The 14,965-nt window shown below is 59.6% G+C and carries 15 protein-coding genes and 1 pseudogene; 6 read left to right on the top strand and 10 right to left on the bottom strand.

Annotation, left to right across the window (positions count from 1 at the left end):
* Nucleotides 1–101: 101 nt before the first annotated feature.
* From CAter10_RS02170 to CAter10_RS23335, 3 genes are all read right to left on the bottom strand, one after another.
* Nucleotides 102–773, bottom strand: coding sequence for a glutathione S-transferase (locus CAter10_RS02170; RefSeq protein ID WP_061532106.1), 672 nt, complete (start codon nucleotides 771–773; stop codon nucleotides 102–104).
* Nucleotides 774–908: 135 nt separating this feature from the next.
* A complete protein-coding gene (locus CAter10_RS02165) occupies nucleotides 909–2,480 on the bottom strand; it encodes a thioredoxin family protein (RefSeq protein WP_061535127.1) in 1,572 nt (523 codons plus the stop codon).
* A 91-nt stretch (nucleotides 2,481–2,571) separates the two neighbouring features.
* Entirely contained in the window at nucleotides 2,572–3,846 is a 1,275-nt protein-coding gene (locus tag CAter10_RS23335) for a TonB-dependent receptor domain-containing protein (RefSeq protein WP_335340224.1), read from the bottom strand.
* Between CAter10_RS23335 and CAter10_RS24120 the strand changes: the two genes are divergently transcribed.
* Nucleotides 3,791–3,925, top strand: a complete 135-nt coding sequence (locus tag CAter10_RS24120) for a hypothetical protein (RefSeq protein ID WP_335340181.1) — start codon at nucleotides 3,791–3,793, stop codon at nucleotides 3,923–3,925. The two genes, CAter10_RS23335 and CAter10_RS24120, sit on opposite strands and share 56 nt — an antisense overlap.
* Here the strand turns inward: CAter10_RS24120 and CAter10_RS23330 are convergent.
* From CAter10_RS23330 to CAter10_RS02150, 3 genes are all read right to left on the bottom strand, one after another.
* A complete protein-coding gene (locus tag CAter10_RS23330; protein ID WP_236905475.1) occupies nucleotides 3,912–5,591 on the bottom strand; it encodes a TonB-dependent receptor in 1,680 nt (559 codons plus the stop codon). The genes CAter10_RS24120 and CAter10_RS23330 overlap by 14 nt on opposite strands.
* 145 nt (nucleotides 5,592–5,736) lie before the next feature.
* Complete coding sequence (locus CAter10_RS02155; protein ID WP_061532105.1) at nucleotides 5,737–6,693, bottom strand: FecR domain-containing protein; 957 nt, start codon at nucleotides 6,691–6,693, stop codon at nucleotides 5,737–5,739.
* Nucleotides 6,690–7,190, bottom strand: a complete 501-nt coding sequence (locus CAter10_RS02150; protein WP_061532104.1) for a sigma-70 family RNA polymerase sigma factor — start codon at nucleotides 7,188–7,190, stop codon at nucleotides 6,690–6,692. Before CAter10_RS02150 ends, CAter10_RS02155 begins: the two co-directional genes overlap by 4 nt.
* A 175-nt stretch (nucleotides 7,191–7,365) precedes the next feature.
* Between CAter10_RS02150 and CAter10_RS02145 the strand changes: the two genes are divergently transcribed.
* Together CAter10_RS02145 and CAter10_RS02140 are read left to right on the top strand one after the other, a co-directional pair.
* Entirely contained in the window at nucleotides 7,366–8,091 is a 726-nt protein-coding gene (locus tag CAter10_RS02145; protein WP_061532103.1) for an AzlC family ABC transporter permease, read from the top strand.
* A complete protein-coding gene (locus CAter10_RS02140) occupies nucleotides 8,088–8,414 on the top strand; it encodes an AzlD domain-containing protein (protein ID WP_061532102.1) in 327 nt (108 codons plus the stop codon). The genes CAter10_RS02145 and CAter10_RS02140 overlap by 4 nt, the downstream gene beginning before the upstream one ends.
* 61 nt (nucleotides 8,415–8,475) lie before the next feature.
* Here the strand turns inward: CAter10_RS02140 and pcaF are convergent, their stop codons facing one another.
* From pcaF to CAter10_RS02125, 3 genes and pseudogenes are all read right to left on the bottom strand, one after another.
* Nucleotides 8,476–9,678, bottom strand: a complete 1,203-nt coding sequence (gene pcaF, locus CAter10_RS02135) for a 3-oxoadipyl-CoA thiolase (protein WP_061532101.1) — start codon at nucleotides 9,676–9,678, stop codon at nucleotides 8,476–8,478.
* A gap of 38 nt (nucleotides 9,679–9,716) precedes the next feature.
* Nucleotides 9,717–10,358, bottom strand: coding sequence for a 3-oxoacid CoA-transferase subunit B (locus CAter10_RS02130; RefSeq protein WP_061532100.1), 642 nt, complete (start codon nucleotides 10,356–10,358; stop codon nucleotides 9,717–9,719).
* A pseudogene (locus tag CAter10_RS02125) lies at nucleotides 10,358–11,022 on the bottom strand (3-oxoacid CoA-transferase subunit A). Before CAter10_RS02125 ends, CAter10_RS02130 begins: the two are co-directional and overlap by 1 nt.
* 462 nt (nucleotides 11,023–11,484) lie before the next feature.
* Here CAter10_RS02125 and CAter10_RS02120 point away from each other — a divergent pair.
* Together CAter10_RS02120 and CAter10_RS02115 are read left to right on the top strand one after the other, a co-directional pair.
* Nucleotides 11,485–12,306: an IclR family transcriptional regulator domain-containing protein gene (locus CAter10_RS02120; RefSeq protein WP_061535126.1), complete on the top strand. Its 822-nt coding sequence runs from the start codon at nucleotides 11,485–11,487 to the stop codon at nucleotides 12,304–12,306.
* A 208-nt stretch (nucleotides 12,307–12,514) separates the two neighbouring features.
* Nucleotides 12,515–13,219: a glutathione S-transferase N-terminal domain-containing protein gene (locus CAter10_RS02115; RefSeq protein ID WP_061532099.1), complete on the top strand. Its 705-nt coding sequence runs from the start codon at nucleotides 12,515–12,517 to the stop codon at nucleotides 13,217–13,219.
* A gap of 29 nt (nucleotides 13,220–13,248) precedes the next feature.
* Here the strand turns inward: CAter10_RS02115 and CAter10_RS02110 are convergent, their stop codons facing one another.
* Nucleotides 13,249–14,097, bottom strand: coding sequence for an aldo/keto reductase (locus CAter10_RS02110; protein ID WP_061532098.1), 849 nt, complete (start codon nucleotides 14,095–14,097; stop codon nucleotides 13,249–13,251).
* A gap of 187 nt (nucleotides 14,098–14,284) precedes the next feature.
* Between CAter10_RS02110 and CAter10_RS02105 the strand changes: the two genes are divergently transcribed.
* A complete protein-coding gene (locus CAter10_RS02105) occupies nucleotides 14,285–14,953 on the top strand; it encodes a YcbK family protein (protein ID WP_061532097.1) in 669 nt (222 codons plus the stop codon).
* Nucleotides 14,954–14,965: the final 12 nt, after the last annotated feature.

Raw genomic sequence — 14,965 nt, 5'->3', positions numbered from 1 at the left:
TTCGTTACGACTCAATTCAACTCAATTCTACTGGGATTGTCGCGACATGGGTGCATCACGCAATGCGCGGCCGCCTATTCACGACCGTGCAATCATGGCAATTATTTCAGAAGATCGTATTTACCACCTCTTTCGATAGCACGTTGGTACGCCGGCCGCGCATGAATACGTTGCAGGAATGCCGACAGGCGTGGCCGACTGGCATCGAGGCCGCCGCGCGATTGCGACGCTTCCAGCGGAAAACTCATCTGGATATCTGCAGCCGTGAATTCTTCGCCGGCAAACCAGGTGCTCTTGCCCAGCTCACCTTCTAGAAAATCCAGGTGCGACTTGATTTGCGGATCGATATAGCCGCGCTGGACGCCCTTGGAAATCATGCGCGCCAGCGGACGCAACAAGGCCGGCATTGGCGGTCGGTCGATGCGGCCAAAAATCAATTTCATCAGCAACGGCGGCATGGCCGAACCTTCGGCGTAATGCAGCCAGTAGGTGTAGCGCAAACGGTCCTTGCTGCCAACCGGCGGAATCAAACGCCCTCCTCCGTATTGCTGCACCAGGTATTCGATGATCGCGCCCGATTCGGCGATCGTGTTGTCGCCGTCGGTGATCACCGGCGACTTGCCCAACGGGTGTACAGCGCGTAGCGATGCCGGCGCCAGCATGGTCTTGGGATCGCGCTGATAGAACTTGATTTCGTATTCAAGTCCGAGTTCTTCTAGCAGCCACAGCACGCGCTGCGAACGGGAGTTATTGAGGTGATGGACAATAATCATGTCGACGGATCCGATCAGGTAAATGGGGGAGCAAAGGCGGATGATTTGCCGCTAGCGTACCCCATTTACCCTGAATGATCTTGGGTTAGAACCTTTCCCCTACATTATTTCCGTCGACCATGACTGTTGCGCTATTCAGGCGCGCGTCGGGCTGAGCAAGCCCTGGCAAGTGGCCCGCTGCGCATCGGCGTCAGGCAGCTTGGCGCAAACGCCGTCAAGCTGCGTTCGCAAGCGCTGCACCACCGCCTGGTGCTTGCCGCCGGCGTTCCAATCGACCAGCTTGTGTCCAAGTCGTTCCAGCACCGAGCGATTGCGTTCATAGAACGCGTTCTGGGTGCCGGCCAGCTCCTGGAACAAGCCGTGCGCGACCTTCTCGATGCGCGCCTCGTCCTGCGGCGCCAGTTCCAGCACGCCGGACAGGTAGGCTGCGCCCCATTGCAGACGGGTCGCCGGTCCCTGCGCGGCCTGATAAGCCTGCTCATACCAATTGATGGCAGCCGTCTTGTCGCCGCGTTTCTTGGCGTTCGATGCCAGGCTCAACATGAAGTAATACGGCGCATGCGAGCGCTTCAGTTCCGCCTTGAGCAAGGTATCGGATTCATCCAGCAGGCCGGCATCGCCCAGCGCATGCGCGGCAGTGTTGATGACCGATTGCCGTTCGTAGGCATCGGTAGTCGCGGCATCAGCTTGCGCCACCCGCTGCCGCACTTCCTTGAGCAACGCCGGCATCAACTTGGCCTCCGGGCTATCGAGGCGTGCGAGTGACACCTGCGCCGCCAACGCCGACAGACGATCGGTCTTGGACAGGCTGGTATCGAGCGCCAGACGTTGCAGCGCGGTGGTCCAGACGCCGATCAGCTTGGCTCGCGCGGGTGATTGCGGCGCGGTTGCCAGCCCGACCAGATCGGTCGGATAGTTGGTCAACAGGTCCATGTTCTCGCGCGCGATGCGGGTGTCCGACGCCGCCTTGGTCAGCAGCACGACCGCAGCCGCTTTGTCGATTTCGGGGATGTTCCCCGGCGTTGCTGTGGCAGCCGCCACCAGTGCGCTCAAAGCCAGCCGGTTGGCGGTTTCACCCGGCGGGCAAGCTGCCGCCAGGCGCTTCAAAGTAGGAAACAGATCTTTGCTGGCAACCAACTGCTGCTCGTCGGTATCCCACGAGTAGTAACCGAGCAAACGCCATTCGTCAGCCGTCAGCTTGCCGCCGCTCAGCGCTGCCTGCAAGGTTTGCTTGACCGGCCGGTTGGCACTGATACCGAGCGTCAGCGTCTGCAGATAGCGCTCTGCATCGACCTCGCCCGGCAGACGGGTGATCTCGCTGCCATCCGGCTTGAACAGGATCATGGTCGGATAGCCGCGCACCTTGAAACGCTCACCCAACTTCTGCGCGCCAGGGCTGTCGCCATCGATATGCACCGGCACGAAAAAACGCGAACGCTCGATGAAGGCCTGGCGATTGAAAATCGTCGCCTTGACCTGGTTGCACGGCGGGCACCAGGTCGCGCCCCAATACAGGAACAATGGCTTGTTATGTGCCTTGGCGAAGGCAAAAGCGGCATCGACGTCGCCGTCATACCAATTGATGCCATCAACTGCGGCGGGGGTTGCGGCCGCCGGCTTTTGGCCGGTGGTCGGCAGCGCGAGCGCTGGCCCGGCTGCGCATATCAGGGTGGCGATGATGGCAGCAGTAACAGATTGGATTTTCATCTTGTACATGTATAAATGGTTAAATCACAAAAAGGGGTCGGCCTGCGCCATCCCCTTTTGCACTCAGATCTCGGATCTGTTCCAGCCGGTTCTATGAACCAAAATGATAATTAAATTCCAGCCACCCCATACGACCATACGGGTTGTAGTTCCCAACAGGATAATACGGCCAGCCTGCGGTGGTGTCTTGCTTGACTGAGTTAAACACGTTGTTGACGATCAGCGATACCGAGGCGCGCGGGTTGATCTGGTAGCTGGCGCTCAGGTTGACCAGCGCGAACGGCGAGATTCGACGAGTCTGGTCGGCGCTCGGCAAGCTGCCATAACGCGTAACCTGCACCGTGCTGGTCCATGGGCCGCGCAGCCAGGTGACGCTGGCGTTGACCTTGGAACCCCAATCCGGATTGGTCAGCGAGTTCAGCAAATCCTGGTCCGGATCGTTCGCGAACTGCTTGTAGTGGTGACTCAATACCTTGGTGTAATTCGCCTTCAGGACGAAATCGCCAACGTTGCCGCCCTTGATGCGCCACTTGCCGCTGAAATCGAGGCCGCTGGTACGCTCCTGTGCTGCGTTGATCGGGTTCACCAGAATGTCCTGGATCGCATTCGGCTGGTACACGGCATTAGGTGGATTACGCACCACCCGCGCCAGCGCATCGACGCAGGTTGGCGAGTTGATATCCAGCTGGCCGGCGCGGCAATTCGCTTCGTTGCGCAAGATGGTATCGGGATCGAGATTGGTCACCAGGTTGTCGATCTGGATGCGCCAGAAATCGGCCGAAATATCGAAGTTGGAACTCGGTGACCACACGACGCCATAGCTCCAGGACTTGCCGTTTTCCGGCTTCAGATCCTTACTACCGGTCTGGATATAGTTGGCGCCCGGCGAATAATTGTTGTAGCTGCAACCTGCCAATGGTTGCCCCGTCTGCTGGCATAGATAGTAATCGGTGGTCGACGAATAATAGCCGTGCGTGGTCGACGAATAGATGTAATTCATGTCCGGCGCGCGGAAGCTGGTGGCGTAGTTGCCCCGGAATAGTAGTGTTTTTGCAGGACGGAATTCCAACCCGGTGTTATAGGTGAACTTGCCGTCGCTGCGGCCGGCGAAATTGTATTCGTCGTAACGGCCGGCGACGGTGGCAACCAATTGCTTGAGCAGCGGAATATTCAACTCCGTGCCCAGTGCATAGCGCTTGCGCGAACCGCTGGCGCCTTCCGCCTCCGACTGGTTATAGAACACGCCCTGGTTGATTTGCGGATCCGGTGTATTGCTGAAACCCTGGCTGCCTAACTCCGTCACGACAGCCATGCGCACCGGGCCGGCCGGCAGGTTGAACAGCTCACCGTTGGCGCTCAGGCTCAGGGTCTGGGTCCACGATTTATTGCGACTGATCGCCTCGCCAGCAATCGAGTTGAACTGGTCTGGCGTCAGCGGCTGGTAAAGCCGGTTGGGATTCGGCGCGTAAATGGCGACGCCGTCAGAGTTGTAGCCAAGGCGCGGGCCGAGGAAAAACTATCGACATTATTCAGCAGCAAAGGCGTCGTCTGACGGCTTGTGTAGGCAGAGATATTGTAGGCCGCCTCGTAGTTCCAGCTGCTGGTGGCAGGAATATCGCCACGCACGCCGACGGTCCAGTTGCCGGCGATGTCTCGCCATTTTTTGTTGTAGCGCGTAGCGTCGCCGATTTCCTCCGGCGCGATACGGCGCGACCAGCTTTCGTCGGCGCCAGTATTCTGATTGAAGAAATAGCTGTTGCCGCCGCCTTCCGAGGTCCAGTTTGGACCGCGAGTATTGTTTTGCGTGGCGTTAAAACCCAGCATCAGGTCACTGAATACCTCAGTCTTGGGCGTCAATTGGTAAGTCAGGCTACCGAACAGGTTTTCGCTTTCATTCTGCGTCATGGTGGTCCAGTAAGACGGCTGCGCCTTGCCGCTGGCGCAATACGGATTGCCGGTCTGCACCACGCTGCCGCTGAACAGCTGGCCGAGCTGGGAACAGCCGGCGCCAGGGTCGACATAATTTTCACTGTCGACATTCATGCGCCCGGCGATCCGGGTCGGCGCCGTGCCGTCCGACGACGTTGACGACATGAAATCGCGCTGACGACTCCAGATCGGCTGGGTTCGGCTCAACTCAATGCCGAACACACCGCTCAGGTTACCGCTGCTGCCACCGCCGGTGAACTGGATGCGCTGGTTCGACCCGCCGCCATCCTGGGTGCCACCAGCCTTGACGTTGAGATCGAAACCTTCGGCTTTTTTCTTCAGGATGACGTTGACCACGCCGGCAATCGCATCGGAGCCGTACACCGCCGAAGCACCGCCGTTCAGGATTTCAATACGGTCGACCAGGGCCGACGGAATATTCGCCAGATTGACGAAATTGACCGAGCCGTCATACGCCACCGGATAATCGGCGACGCGCCGGCCATTGACCAGGATTAACGTATGGTTCGGGCCGAGGCCGCGCAGGCTGATGGTGTTTGCTGCCGGCGTGAAGGTATTGCCGAAATCGGCGCCCTGCGTCATGCCGGTATTTTGCGTCTGTGCGCTGAGCGCGTCGAACACATTGCGATAACCCTGCTTCTCGATCTCCTCGCCGGTAATCACGGTGACGCTGGTTGGTCCCTCCTTGCTGGCGCGCGGAATCCGCGAGCCGGTCACCAACACTTCCTTGTGCTCTTCATCCGGCGTAGCGACAATCGCCGCGACCGCTGGCGCGGTCTTGGCTTTCGGCGCAATCGCCTCCGACGCGGGGCTGACAACCTTGGCGCGACGGATGGTCAGCACGCCATGATCGAGCGGAGCGACCTCCAGGTCGCTACCCTTCAGCGCCAAGGCTAACGCCTGCTCTGCAGTATAGCTGCCTTTGATCGCAGCACTCTGATACGGTCGCACTAGTTCCGCATCGAACGACAGCAATTTTCCGCTTTGGCGGCCGATATGCGCCAGCACGCCATTGAGCGGACCGGCGGCGATATCGTATTGCTGGGTTGCCGCGGCTGCAGGTAATGTTTGCGCCTGCGCTGCCTCGTGGGCGTTTGGCAGGGCATAAGCAACCAGCAGCGCCAGCGCGATCTGCGCCGGCAACGTCTTGAGTTTTTGCATGTGTCTTTCTTCCTTCCCGATTATTATGATTTTTCATTGCTGCTTCACGTTAGGTTTGTGAAACGGCGACAGAAAATTTATAGGGATTTCGGAAGAAGATTTTTTAATATGAATATGCGGATTTTGCTGTAGCCAAGCGACTCAATTAAGCCATCGAAATACTGACCCAGTAAGGCGTGCTACGCTGTATACGGATCGGCAAGGTCTGCCTCAGCATGCTGAGGGCCAGGTCGGTATCGTCCAAAGGGAACACCCCGCTCACGCGCAATTGCGCGGCCCGCTGCGCCACCCGTATCACGCCGCTACGATAGGGCCGGATCGCTGAAATTACCTGCGCCAACGGCCGGTCGTTGACTTCCAACAAGCCGTCGACCCAGGCTGACTCCGCTTCCGGCCGCGCAGGCGTGGCGCTAATCCCGCCACGATCAAAACGCGCGCTCTGCCCCGCCGACAGGCGCTGCCGCACACCGTCGCGGGTAGCTATTTCAACTCGTGAAGACAGCACACTGACCTCGCTGTAATCGGCTTCCCGCCGCAGCACAAACGCCGTCCCCAGCGCGCGCACCGCGCCGTGCTCGGTGCGCACTACGAACGGCCGCCGATGATCAAGCGCCACCCGCGCCAGCAATTCGCCGGAACGCAGATGCAACAGCCGTTGCTGTGCATCGAAATCGATATCGGCGGCGCTACGCGCATTCAGTATCACCGTACTGCCGTCCGCCAGTCCGACGCTACGGCGTTGGCCGGTGCCTGTGCGTATATCGGCGGCCAGCTCCAGCAGCGGCGTTTCGCGGTCGACCAGCACCGCAGCAACGCCCCCCAATCCCAGCAACAGCAAGCCGCCACGCAATACCTGGCGCCGGCTTCCAGATAGTTGCAGAGCCTTATCGATCACCTCGCCAGAGACGCCGGCCTGCGCCGATGCCTGGAAAGTACCAAGCGCACGTTCAAGGCCGGCGCCCACGGTGGCATGCCGCAGATCGGCCGCCAGCCATTGCAGATAGGCGCGGCGGTCCGCTTCCGTGGCGCGCTCGGAGCGCAACAATGCCATCCAGTTGGCGGCTTGCGTAGCAATCGGATCGTCGAATGAGAATTTTTTCATGTTGAGGTCGCCGTGTAGCAGCACAGCAAACCCTGAGCCACATATTGCTGGACGCGGCCGGTGGAGACCTTCAGCCTGGCGGCGATTTCGGCATAGGTCATGCCATCCACCTGGCTGTACAGGAAAGCCGCGCGGGCCTTGTCCGACAAGCCGTCCAGCAAGCGTTCCACCGTGAGCAGCGATTGCAAAACCAACGCACTCTCCTCCGGCGAAGGCTGCGATTGCTCCGGCATGGCCGCCAACAATTCCAGATAGGCTCGTTCAAGATCGCGCCGACGCCAGATGTCATACACCAGACGTTGCGCAATCGTGGTCAGCAACGCACGCGGCTCCTTGATCGTCGTCGCCGGCGGCAACGCCAGTACTTGCGCGAAGGTCTCGGACGCCACATCTTCCGCACTGAAGGTACACCCCAATTGAGCGCGCAGCCGGTTGCACAGCCAGCGGAAGTGGCTTTCAAACATCAGATCGATAGGTTGGGAGCTGGCGATGTCCATCTGTGGCGTGCTTGTTTATTCGCGACTGGATTGAGGATCGATGCATAGGGACTTGGGCAGAGTTGCGAGAATAACGTAGGCTGGCGGCAATACAAACGCATGTATTTACATATCCATATGCGTTGCGCAAAGAAGCGCCTGACATTACTATTCCGACATCAACAAGGAATACTTCATGTCCCATCCCACTCCCCTAACCAGTTTCGCCGCCGGCGCGCGCGACACCTTGCCGATGCTGATCGGTGCGGCGCCTTTCGGGGTGATTTTCGGTGCGCTGGTGGCGGCCAGCCAGCTCGCGCTGTGGCAAGGCCAGTTCATGTCGCTCGGCGTGTTCGCCGGCTCCAGCCAGTTCATCGCGATCGGCCTGGCGGCTGGGCAGGCCGGCATTCTGGTGATCTGGATGGCGACCTTCATCGTCAACCTGCGCCACATGCTGTATGCGGCAACCTTACTGCCGCATGTCAGCCACCTGCCGGCGCGCTGGCGCTGGCTGCTCGGCTTCTTGTTGACCGATGAAACCTTCGCCGTGATGAATGCCTACTATCTGAAACACGCGCACACGCCGCACGGCCATTGGTATTTCCTCGGCTCCGGTTTGTCCATGTACGGCAACTGGCAGTTGTGGACCTTGGTCGGACTGTTGTTCGGCGTGGCGTTCCCGAAATTGCAAACCTTGGGACTGGATTTTGCAATGGTTGCGACCTTCATCGCCATTGTGGTGCCGCAACTGTTTCGCAAGCCGCAATTGGCGGCAGCAATTGCGGCCGGCGTGTGCGCCTGGTTCCTGCGCGACTTGCCGTACAAATTGGGATTGATGGCGGCAACGCTGGTCGGCGTTGCCGTCGGCTTGGTCTCGTCGCATTGGCTGGCGCGCATTCGTGCTGCAAGGAGCAAGGCATGACGTATACCCTGACCATCATCGGAATGGCCGTGATCACCGTGTTCATCAAAGCCTTCATCTTCGTGCTCGGCGACCGCGTGGTCTTTCCGATCTGGCTCAAAGAAGCGCTGGTGTTTGTACCGGTCACCGTACTGACGGCGATCATCGTGCCGATGGTGCTGGCGCCACATGGCGAGGGCATGGAACTGAGCTGGCGCAATCCGCAGCTGATCGCTGCCATTGCCGCCATTCTGGTGTGCGCGACGACACGGCGGCAATTGCTGACCATCGCGGTCGGACTAGTGGTGTTTTTTGCCTGGCAGCTAGGCGTATTGCATCAATAGGGCAGCGGCGGCGTTGTCGCCGCGACTACCTGTTTCCCACCTACTTTTCTTATCGACTCGATCAAACCCGTTCGATGATCAAGGCGATGCCCTGCCCGACGCCGATGCACATCGTGCACAGTGCATAGCGTCCGCCGCTGCGCTGCAATTGGTACATCGCAGTCGTCACGAGCCGCGCACCGCTCATGCCGAGCGGATGGCCCAGCGCAATCGCGCCGCCGTTCGGATTGACGCGTGGATCGTCGTCCTGCAAGCCCAGCAAACGCAGCACCGCCAGCCCCTGCGAAGCAAATGCCTCGTTCAGTTCGATCACATCCATCTGGTCAATCGACATACCGAGTTGATGCAGCAGCTTCTGCGTGGCTGGCGCCGGGCCGATGCCCATCACGCGCGGCGCCACGCCGGCGGTGGCCATGCCGACGATGCGTGCGCGCGGCGTCAAGTTGTGCCGCGCTATCGCACCGCTGTTAGCAAGCAGCAGCGCGCAGGCGCCGTCATTGATACCGGAAGCATTGCCGGCGGTGACGCTGCCGTCGGCGCGCACCACACCTTTAAGTTTGGCCAGCGCTTCGAGGCTGGTCAGGCGTGGATGTTCGTCGACACTCACACTGAACGGGTCGCCCTTTTTCTGCGCAATGACGACCGGCGTGATTTCCTGCGCCAAGATGCCGTTCTGTTGCGCCAACGCGGCCTTGGTCTGGCTGGCCAGCGCAAATTTATCCTGATCGGCGCGGCTGATGCGATATTCGTCGGCGACATTTTCTGCCGTCTCCGGCATTGCATCAACGCCATACTGCGCCACCATTAGCGGATTCGGGAATCGCCAACCGATTGTCGTGTCGTAGATGGCGGCATTGCGGGAGAATGCGGTCTCGGCTTTGCCCATCACCATTGGCGCGCGCGTCATCGATTCGACGCCGCCCGCAATCATCAGACCGGTATCACCGGCGCGAATCGCGCGCGCTGCGCTACCGACCGCATCCATGCCGGAACCGCACAGACGATTGATGGTGGAACCCGGCACTTGTTGCGGCAGGCCCGCCAGCAAGGCCGACATGCGGGCGACGTTGCGATTGTCTTCACCGGCCTGGTTGGCGCAACCAAAGACCACATCGTCGATTGCGCTCCAGTCGACCTGCGGATTGCGCACCATCAGCGCCCGCAACGGCACCGCGCCAAGGTCATCGGCGCGCACATCTTTCAGGGCGCCGCCATAGCGGCCGATCGGGGTACGGATTGCGTCGCAGATAAATGCGTCATTCATGGCGTGTCACCTCTATGTGGTTTGACTGAATACAGATTTCAGAGCGGCGGCAGCAAAGGTGCAGCGGTCACTTTTTGCAGTTCATCGAATGCAAGACCCTCAACCATTTCCAGCACGCGCAATCCGGCTGGCGTCACGTCCAGTACTGCGAGATCGGTATAGATGCGGTTGACGCAGGCGATGCCAGTCAGCGGATAAGTGCAATGCGCAACGATCTTGCTCTCGCCGCTCTTGGTCTGGTGCTCCATCATGACGAACACCTGCTTGGCGCCGATCGCCAGATCCATTGCGCCGCCCACGGCAGGAATCGCGTCTGCGGCGCCGGTGTGCCAGTTGGCCAGGTCGCCGCCGGCCGATACCTGGAAAGCGCCGAGCACGCAGATATCCAGATGGCCGCCGCGCATCATCGCGAACGAATCGCCATGATGGAAATACGCGCCGCCGGTCAGCAAGGTCACCGGCTGTTTGCCGGCATTGATCAGGTCTTCATCTTCTTCGCCGGGAGCCGGCGCCGGCCCCATGCCCAGCAAGCCGTTCTCGCTGTGCAGGAAAATTTCGCGCTCTTGCGGCAGGTAATTGGCGACCTTGGTCGGCAAACCGATACCGAGATTGACGTAGGCACCTTCCGGAATGTCTTGCGCTACGCGGGCGGCCATCTGGTCACGTGTAAAACGATTCATCACAATGCCTCCCGCACTACACGTTGCACAAAGATTCCCGGAGTGACAATGTTCTCCGGATCAAGCTGGCCCAACTCCACTACTTCGCTGACTTGCGCGATGGTGCACTTGGCGGCCATCGCCATGATCGGGCCAAAATTGCGCGCAGTCTTGCGATACACCAGGTTACCCAGCGGTCGCCACGGTGCGCCTTGATCAGCGCGAAGTCTGCGTGGATAGGCGATTCCAGGACATACTGGCGGCCGTTGATCAGACGCGTTTCCTTACCTTGCGCCAGCATGGTGCCGTAGCCGGTCGGCGAGAAGAATCCGCCGATGCCGGCGCCGGCGGCACGGATACGTTCGGCCAGATTACCCTGCGGCGTCAGTTCCAGCTCAATCTCGCCGGCGCGGTACAACGCATCGAACACCTGCGAATCGGCTTGGCGTGGAAACGAACAGATAATCTTGCGCACCCGTTTAGTCTTGAGCAGCGCCGCCAAACCGGTTTCACCGTTGCCGGCATTGTTATTGACGATGGTCAGATCGCGCGCGCCCTGCGCGATCAGCGCATCGATCAACGCCGACGGCATGCCGGCATTGCCGAAGCCGCCGATCATCACGGTTGCGCCGTCGTGCACATCGGCGATCGCTGTTTGCAGCGACTCAGAAATTTTATTGATCACGCGTTGCCTCCTTGGCAAAGCGGCTGCTGTCAGCCGCCTCACAAATGTGTTCGATTATCGAACGAATGTCTGTTTATAGAACATAATGCAGTGTATTGGCAGCGTAAAATCGGCGTCAAGACGGCAAACCAGAATGTGTGCGGTGGCCGAACAGAATATCAAGCCGGATAAAAGCGTGGTCTTGTCCCGATTCTGTTCAGTTATCTTGTCTACCAATTTCTTGGCAAGCATCAGGGCGCTCGACCGGGCGATCCCGTCTCGGCAACCTCGTCATTCCCGCGTTCGCGTGAATGACGAGCCGAGAGGGTTATCGCCTGCACGTAACGGTGATGGCGCTTTTGGGTCGGGCGTGCCCCAACCCTATCACTCTGTGTTTTGCAAGGAACAAGTATGGAAAAAACCACAAACAAGCAGTCAGCGAAGAAAGCGCGCGCGAAACCCGCTGCAGCAACAACGCCAGCAATGAAAGCAACGACAGACGCCGCCATCCGCGCCACAGCTCCCAGCATCGCCGATGAAATCGATGCCATGACCGATCCCAGCTTCATGACTTCGCTGGCACGCGGGCTGGCGGTGATCCGCGCATTCAGCGATCAACGGCGCAGCATGACCATCGCCCAGATCAGCCACAAGACCGGCATCCCGCGCGCTTCGGTGAGGCGTTGCCTGCACACGCTGAAGCAACTCGGCTATGCCGATGCCGACGCCAACAATTTCTCGCTCAAGCCCAAGGTGTTGACGCTCGGTTACTCCTATCTGTCATCGACGCCGCTGACAGTGTCGACTCATCCTTACCTGAACCAGATCAGCCGCGCCCTGAACGAATCCTGTTCGCTAGCGGTGCTGGAAGACGGCGAAGTGCTGTATGTGGCACGTTCGGCAACCTCGCGCATCATGTCGGTGTCGCTGAACACCGGCAGCCGCCTGCCGGCCTATTGCACCTCGCTTGGCCGGGTGATGCTGGCCCACATGGAGGACGACGCGCTCAACGCCTATCTGGACAAGGTCAAATTGAAGGCTTACACCGAACGTACGGTGGTGTCGGCCAAGCGCCTGCGGGAAATCCTGGCGGAAGTGCGCAGCAGTGGCTTTGCCCTGGTGGAAGAGGAACTGGAAATCGGCTTGCGCTCGATCGCGGTGCCGGTGCGCGGCGCGTCGGGCAATGTGCTGGCGGCATTGAACGTAAGTGCGCAGGCGACCCGCATCAGCAGCCGCAAGATGAAGGAAGAATTTCTGCCGGTGCTGCAGCACGGAGCGCAGGAGTTATCGATCTTACTGCCGTGATCTGGAGGCGCAAGTGACAAAATTTTCCAGGGCTAAAATGAAAAGAATCGACACAACCTGCGGCCCGCCAACCGTGAATTTCATTTCGCGTTATGCTTCATCTCCTGCGCGTAACCGCTTGATCGGCAATCCCGAACAAAACTGAGGCAGCACCGGACGCCAACGGCTTTCCGGGCGAATCAAAACACCACATCGAAAAGGATTTTTCATGAGCAATCTGTCGACCTTCCCCATCAACAAGAAGTGGCCTGCCCAACATCCAGAACAAATCCAGCTTTACTCGCTGCCAACGCCGAATGGCGTCAAGGTCTCAATCATGCTGGAGGAAACCGGCCTGCCTTACGAGGCGCACCTGGTCAGTTTCGAAACCAACGACCAGATGTCACCGGAATTCCTCTCGCTCAATCCGAACAACAAGATCCCGGCCATCATCGACCCGAACGGCCCGGACGGCAAGCCGCTACCGCTGTTCGAATCCGGCGCGATCCTGCTGTATCTTGCCGACAAGAGCGGCAAGTTCATTCCGCAAGATGGCGCCGGCCGCTACGAGACGATCCAGTGGGTAATGTTCCAGATGGGCGGCATCGGTCCGATGTTCGGCCAGCTCGGCTTCTTCAACAAATTTGCCGGCAAGGATTATGAAGACAAACGTCCGCGCGACCGCTACGTGGCGGAATCGAAACGCCTGCTGGCGGTACTCAACCAGCGGCTGGCGGAACGTACATGGATCATGGGCGACACCTACACCATCGCCGACATCGCCACCTTCCCGTGGGTACGCAACCTGATCGGCTTCTACGAAGCAGGCGACTTGGTCGGCATCAAGGATTTCCCGCATGTCACGCGTGCGCTCGAGGCATTCGTTGCGCGTCCCGCGGTGACCAAAGGCCTGACCATTCCCAAGCGGGGTTGAAGCTAACTGCGCTCGCCTGCCGCGGCAAATCACCGCATGGCGAGCGCGCTTCTCCGCGCCGGCGGAGCAAACGCCCGATCGATTTCCCGCAGATCCTCAGCCGTCAGAACGATATCGCACGAAGCGCGGTTCTCCCGTACATGCCGCGCATCGACAGCCTTCGGAATAACGATGACGTTTTCCTGCTGCTGCAACCATGTCAGCGCTATCTGCGCCGGGCTCGCCTCATGCCGCTTGGCGATCGCTTGCAAACGCGGATTGCCCAACATCTGCCGCTGCTCGCTTGGGGAGGATTCCAACGGCGAGTAAGCCATCACGGGCATGGACCGCGCGCGGCACCACGGTAGCAACTCCCATTCAATGCCTCGCTGCACCAAGTTGTACAGGACCTGATTGACCGCAATCTCATCGCCGCCCGGCAAAGCGCTCGCCTCCCGCATATCGGCAGTGTCAAAATTGCTGACACCGAAATCGCGGATTTTCCCCGCCTTCTTGAGCGCCTCGAACGCCTCCAACGTTTCGGCAAGCGGAACAGAGCCGCGCCAATGCAGCAGATAGAGATCGATATAGTCTGTACCGAGCCGCCGCAAACTGCGCTCGCAGGCAGCCTGCACACCGCGCCGATCGGCGTTGTGCGGGTACACCTTGCTGACCAGGAAAGTTTCGGCACGACGGCCGCGGATCGCCTCCCCCACGATTTCCTCGGCCCCGCCTTCTGCGTACATCTCCGCCGTATCGATAAGATGCATGCCGAGATCCATGCCCAGCCGCAGCGCGTCAATCTCGCGCTTCTTTTGCGCCGGGTCTTCACCCATGTTCCAGGTGCCCTGACCCAACACAGGGATCGCTCTTCCCGATGGCAAAAGTAAAGTCTTCATTGTTGGCTCGATCCGCAAGGAAAATGATCTGGAATTGTATTAGAACGCATTTCATCCATCTCCGTCAGGCGTGCTCCGAACGCACGAATTGCTCGCGCGTTGATGCCAACCCCTGCTCTACCCAAAGCGGCTACTCAAACCTGGGCGGGTGCGATAAAATTGCCCATCTCACCACATTTGGAATGCCATGTCTTCGCGCCGAAAATTCCTGCAAAAGAGCTTGTTCCTGACCGCCTCCGGGCTCTTTTCCACTGAGCTGGCATTGACGTCATCGAAGGCTTACGCCAAAGACGCTGCAGTTGCCGCCTCGCCAGACGCACCGGGGCTGATGGAACCGCCGCCGGATATCTTTGACGCGCAATTGGTGGACCTGGAATTCTGGCTCAAGCCGCGCGTACTGGAAGTGACGCGCCCGGCCAGCGGCGAAAGCGCCAAGCTGCTGTACTGGAAAGATGGGGAAATTCAGGAGTCGGCCTACCAGCAGCTATGCCATCTGCTACGCGATGTGCAGGGCAAAAAAACAGTGCCTATCGATCCCAAGCTGCTCGAAACCCTATGGGGTACACAGGCATTCATTGCACGCTATGGTATTGTCCAGCCCCTGGAAATCCTGTCAGGGTACCGTACCCCGTCGACCAATCAGCACTTGATTGAAACCGGCGTGCCGGCAGCGCGCAAATCATTGCACCTGGAAGGCCGCGCCGCCGACATCCGCCTCGCGCAACTGGATGCCGACGTACTCGGCGGCCTGATACGCAGCTTCCGCCAGGGCGGCGTCGGCTTCTATTATCGGCCCGGAAACCGCGGCGGCTGGATTCATACCGACACCGGCCTGCAGCGCACCTGGAAAGGCTGATCAGCCTTTCCA

The sequence above is a fragment of the Collimonas arenae genome (assembly GCF_001584165.1).
Classification (GTDB): domain Bacteria; phylum Pseudomonadota; class Gammaproteobacteria; order Burkholderiales; family Burkholderiaceae_D; genus Collimonas; species Collimonas arenae.
This window is presented reverse-complemented; position numbering and strand designations above follow the sequence as displayed.

Bases quoted from the DNA above. Each gene is read 5' to 3' on its own strand.
- CAter10_RS02170 (WP_061532106.1), bottom strand. From the start codon at position 773: ATGATTATTGTCCATCACCTCAATAACTCCCGTTCGCAGCGCGTGCTG.
- CAter10_RS02165 (WP_061535127.1), bottom strand. From the start codon at position 2,480: ATGAAAATCCAATCTGTTACTGCTGCCATCATCGCCACCCTGATATGC.
- CAter10_RS24120 (WP_335340181.1), top strand. From the start codon at position 3,791: ATGCGCACCGGGCCGGCCGGCAGGTTGAACAGCTCACCGTTGGCGCTC.
- CAter10_RS23330 (WP_236905475.1), bottom strand. From the start codon at position 5,591: ATGCAAAAACTCAAGACGTTGCCGGCGCAGATCGCGCTGGCGCTGCTG.
- CAter10_RS02155 (WP_061532105.1), bottom strand. From the start codon at position 6,693: ATGAAAAAATTCTCATTCGACGATCCGATTGCTACGCAAGCCGCCAAC.
- CAter10_RS02150 (WP_061532104.1), bottom strand. From the start codon at position 7,190: ATGGACATCGCCAGCTCCCAACCTATCGATCTGATGTTTGAAAGCCAC.
- CAter10_RS02145 (WP_061532103.1), top strand. From the start codon at position 7,366: ATGTCCCATCCCACTCCCCTAACCAGTTTCGCCGCCGGCGCGCGCGAC.
- CAter10_RS02140 (WP_061532102.1), top strand. From the start codon at position 8,088: ATGACGTATACCCTGACCATCATCGGAATGGCCGTGATCACCGTGTTC.
- pcaF (WP_061532101.1), bottom strand. From the start codon at position 9,678: ATGAATGACGCATTTATCTGCGACGCAATCCGTACCCCGATCGGCCGC.
- CAter10_RS02130 (WP_061532100.1), bottom strand. From the start codon at position 10,358: ATGAATCGTTTTACACGTGACCAGATGGCCGCCCGCGTAGCGCAAGAC.
- CAter10_RS02120 (WP_061535126.1), top strand. From the start codon at position 11,485: ATGAAAGCAACGACAGACGCCGCCATCCGCGCCACAGCTCCCAGCATC.
- CAter10_RS02115 (WP_061532099.1), top strand. From the start codon at position 12,515: ATGAGCAATCTGTCGACCTTCCCCATCAACAAGAAGTGGCCTGCCCAA.
- CAter10_RS02110 (WP_061532098.1), bottom strand. From the start codon at position 14,097: ATGAAGACTTTACTTTTGCCATCGGGAAGAGCGATCCCTGTGTTGGGT.
- CAter10_RS02105 (WP_061532097.1), top strand. From the start codon at position 14,285: ATGTCTTCGCGCCGAAAATTCCTGCAAAAGAGCTTGTTCCTGACCGCC.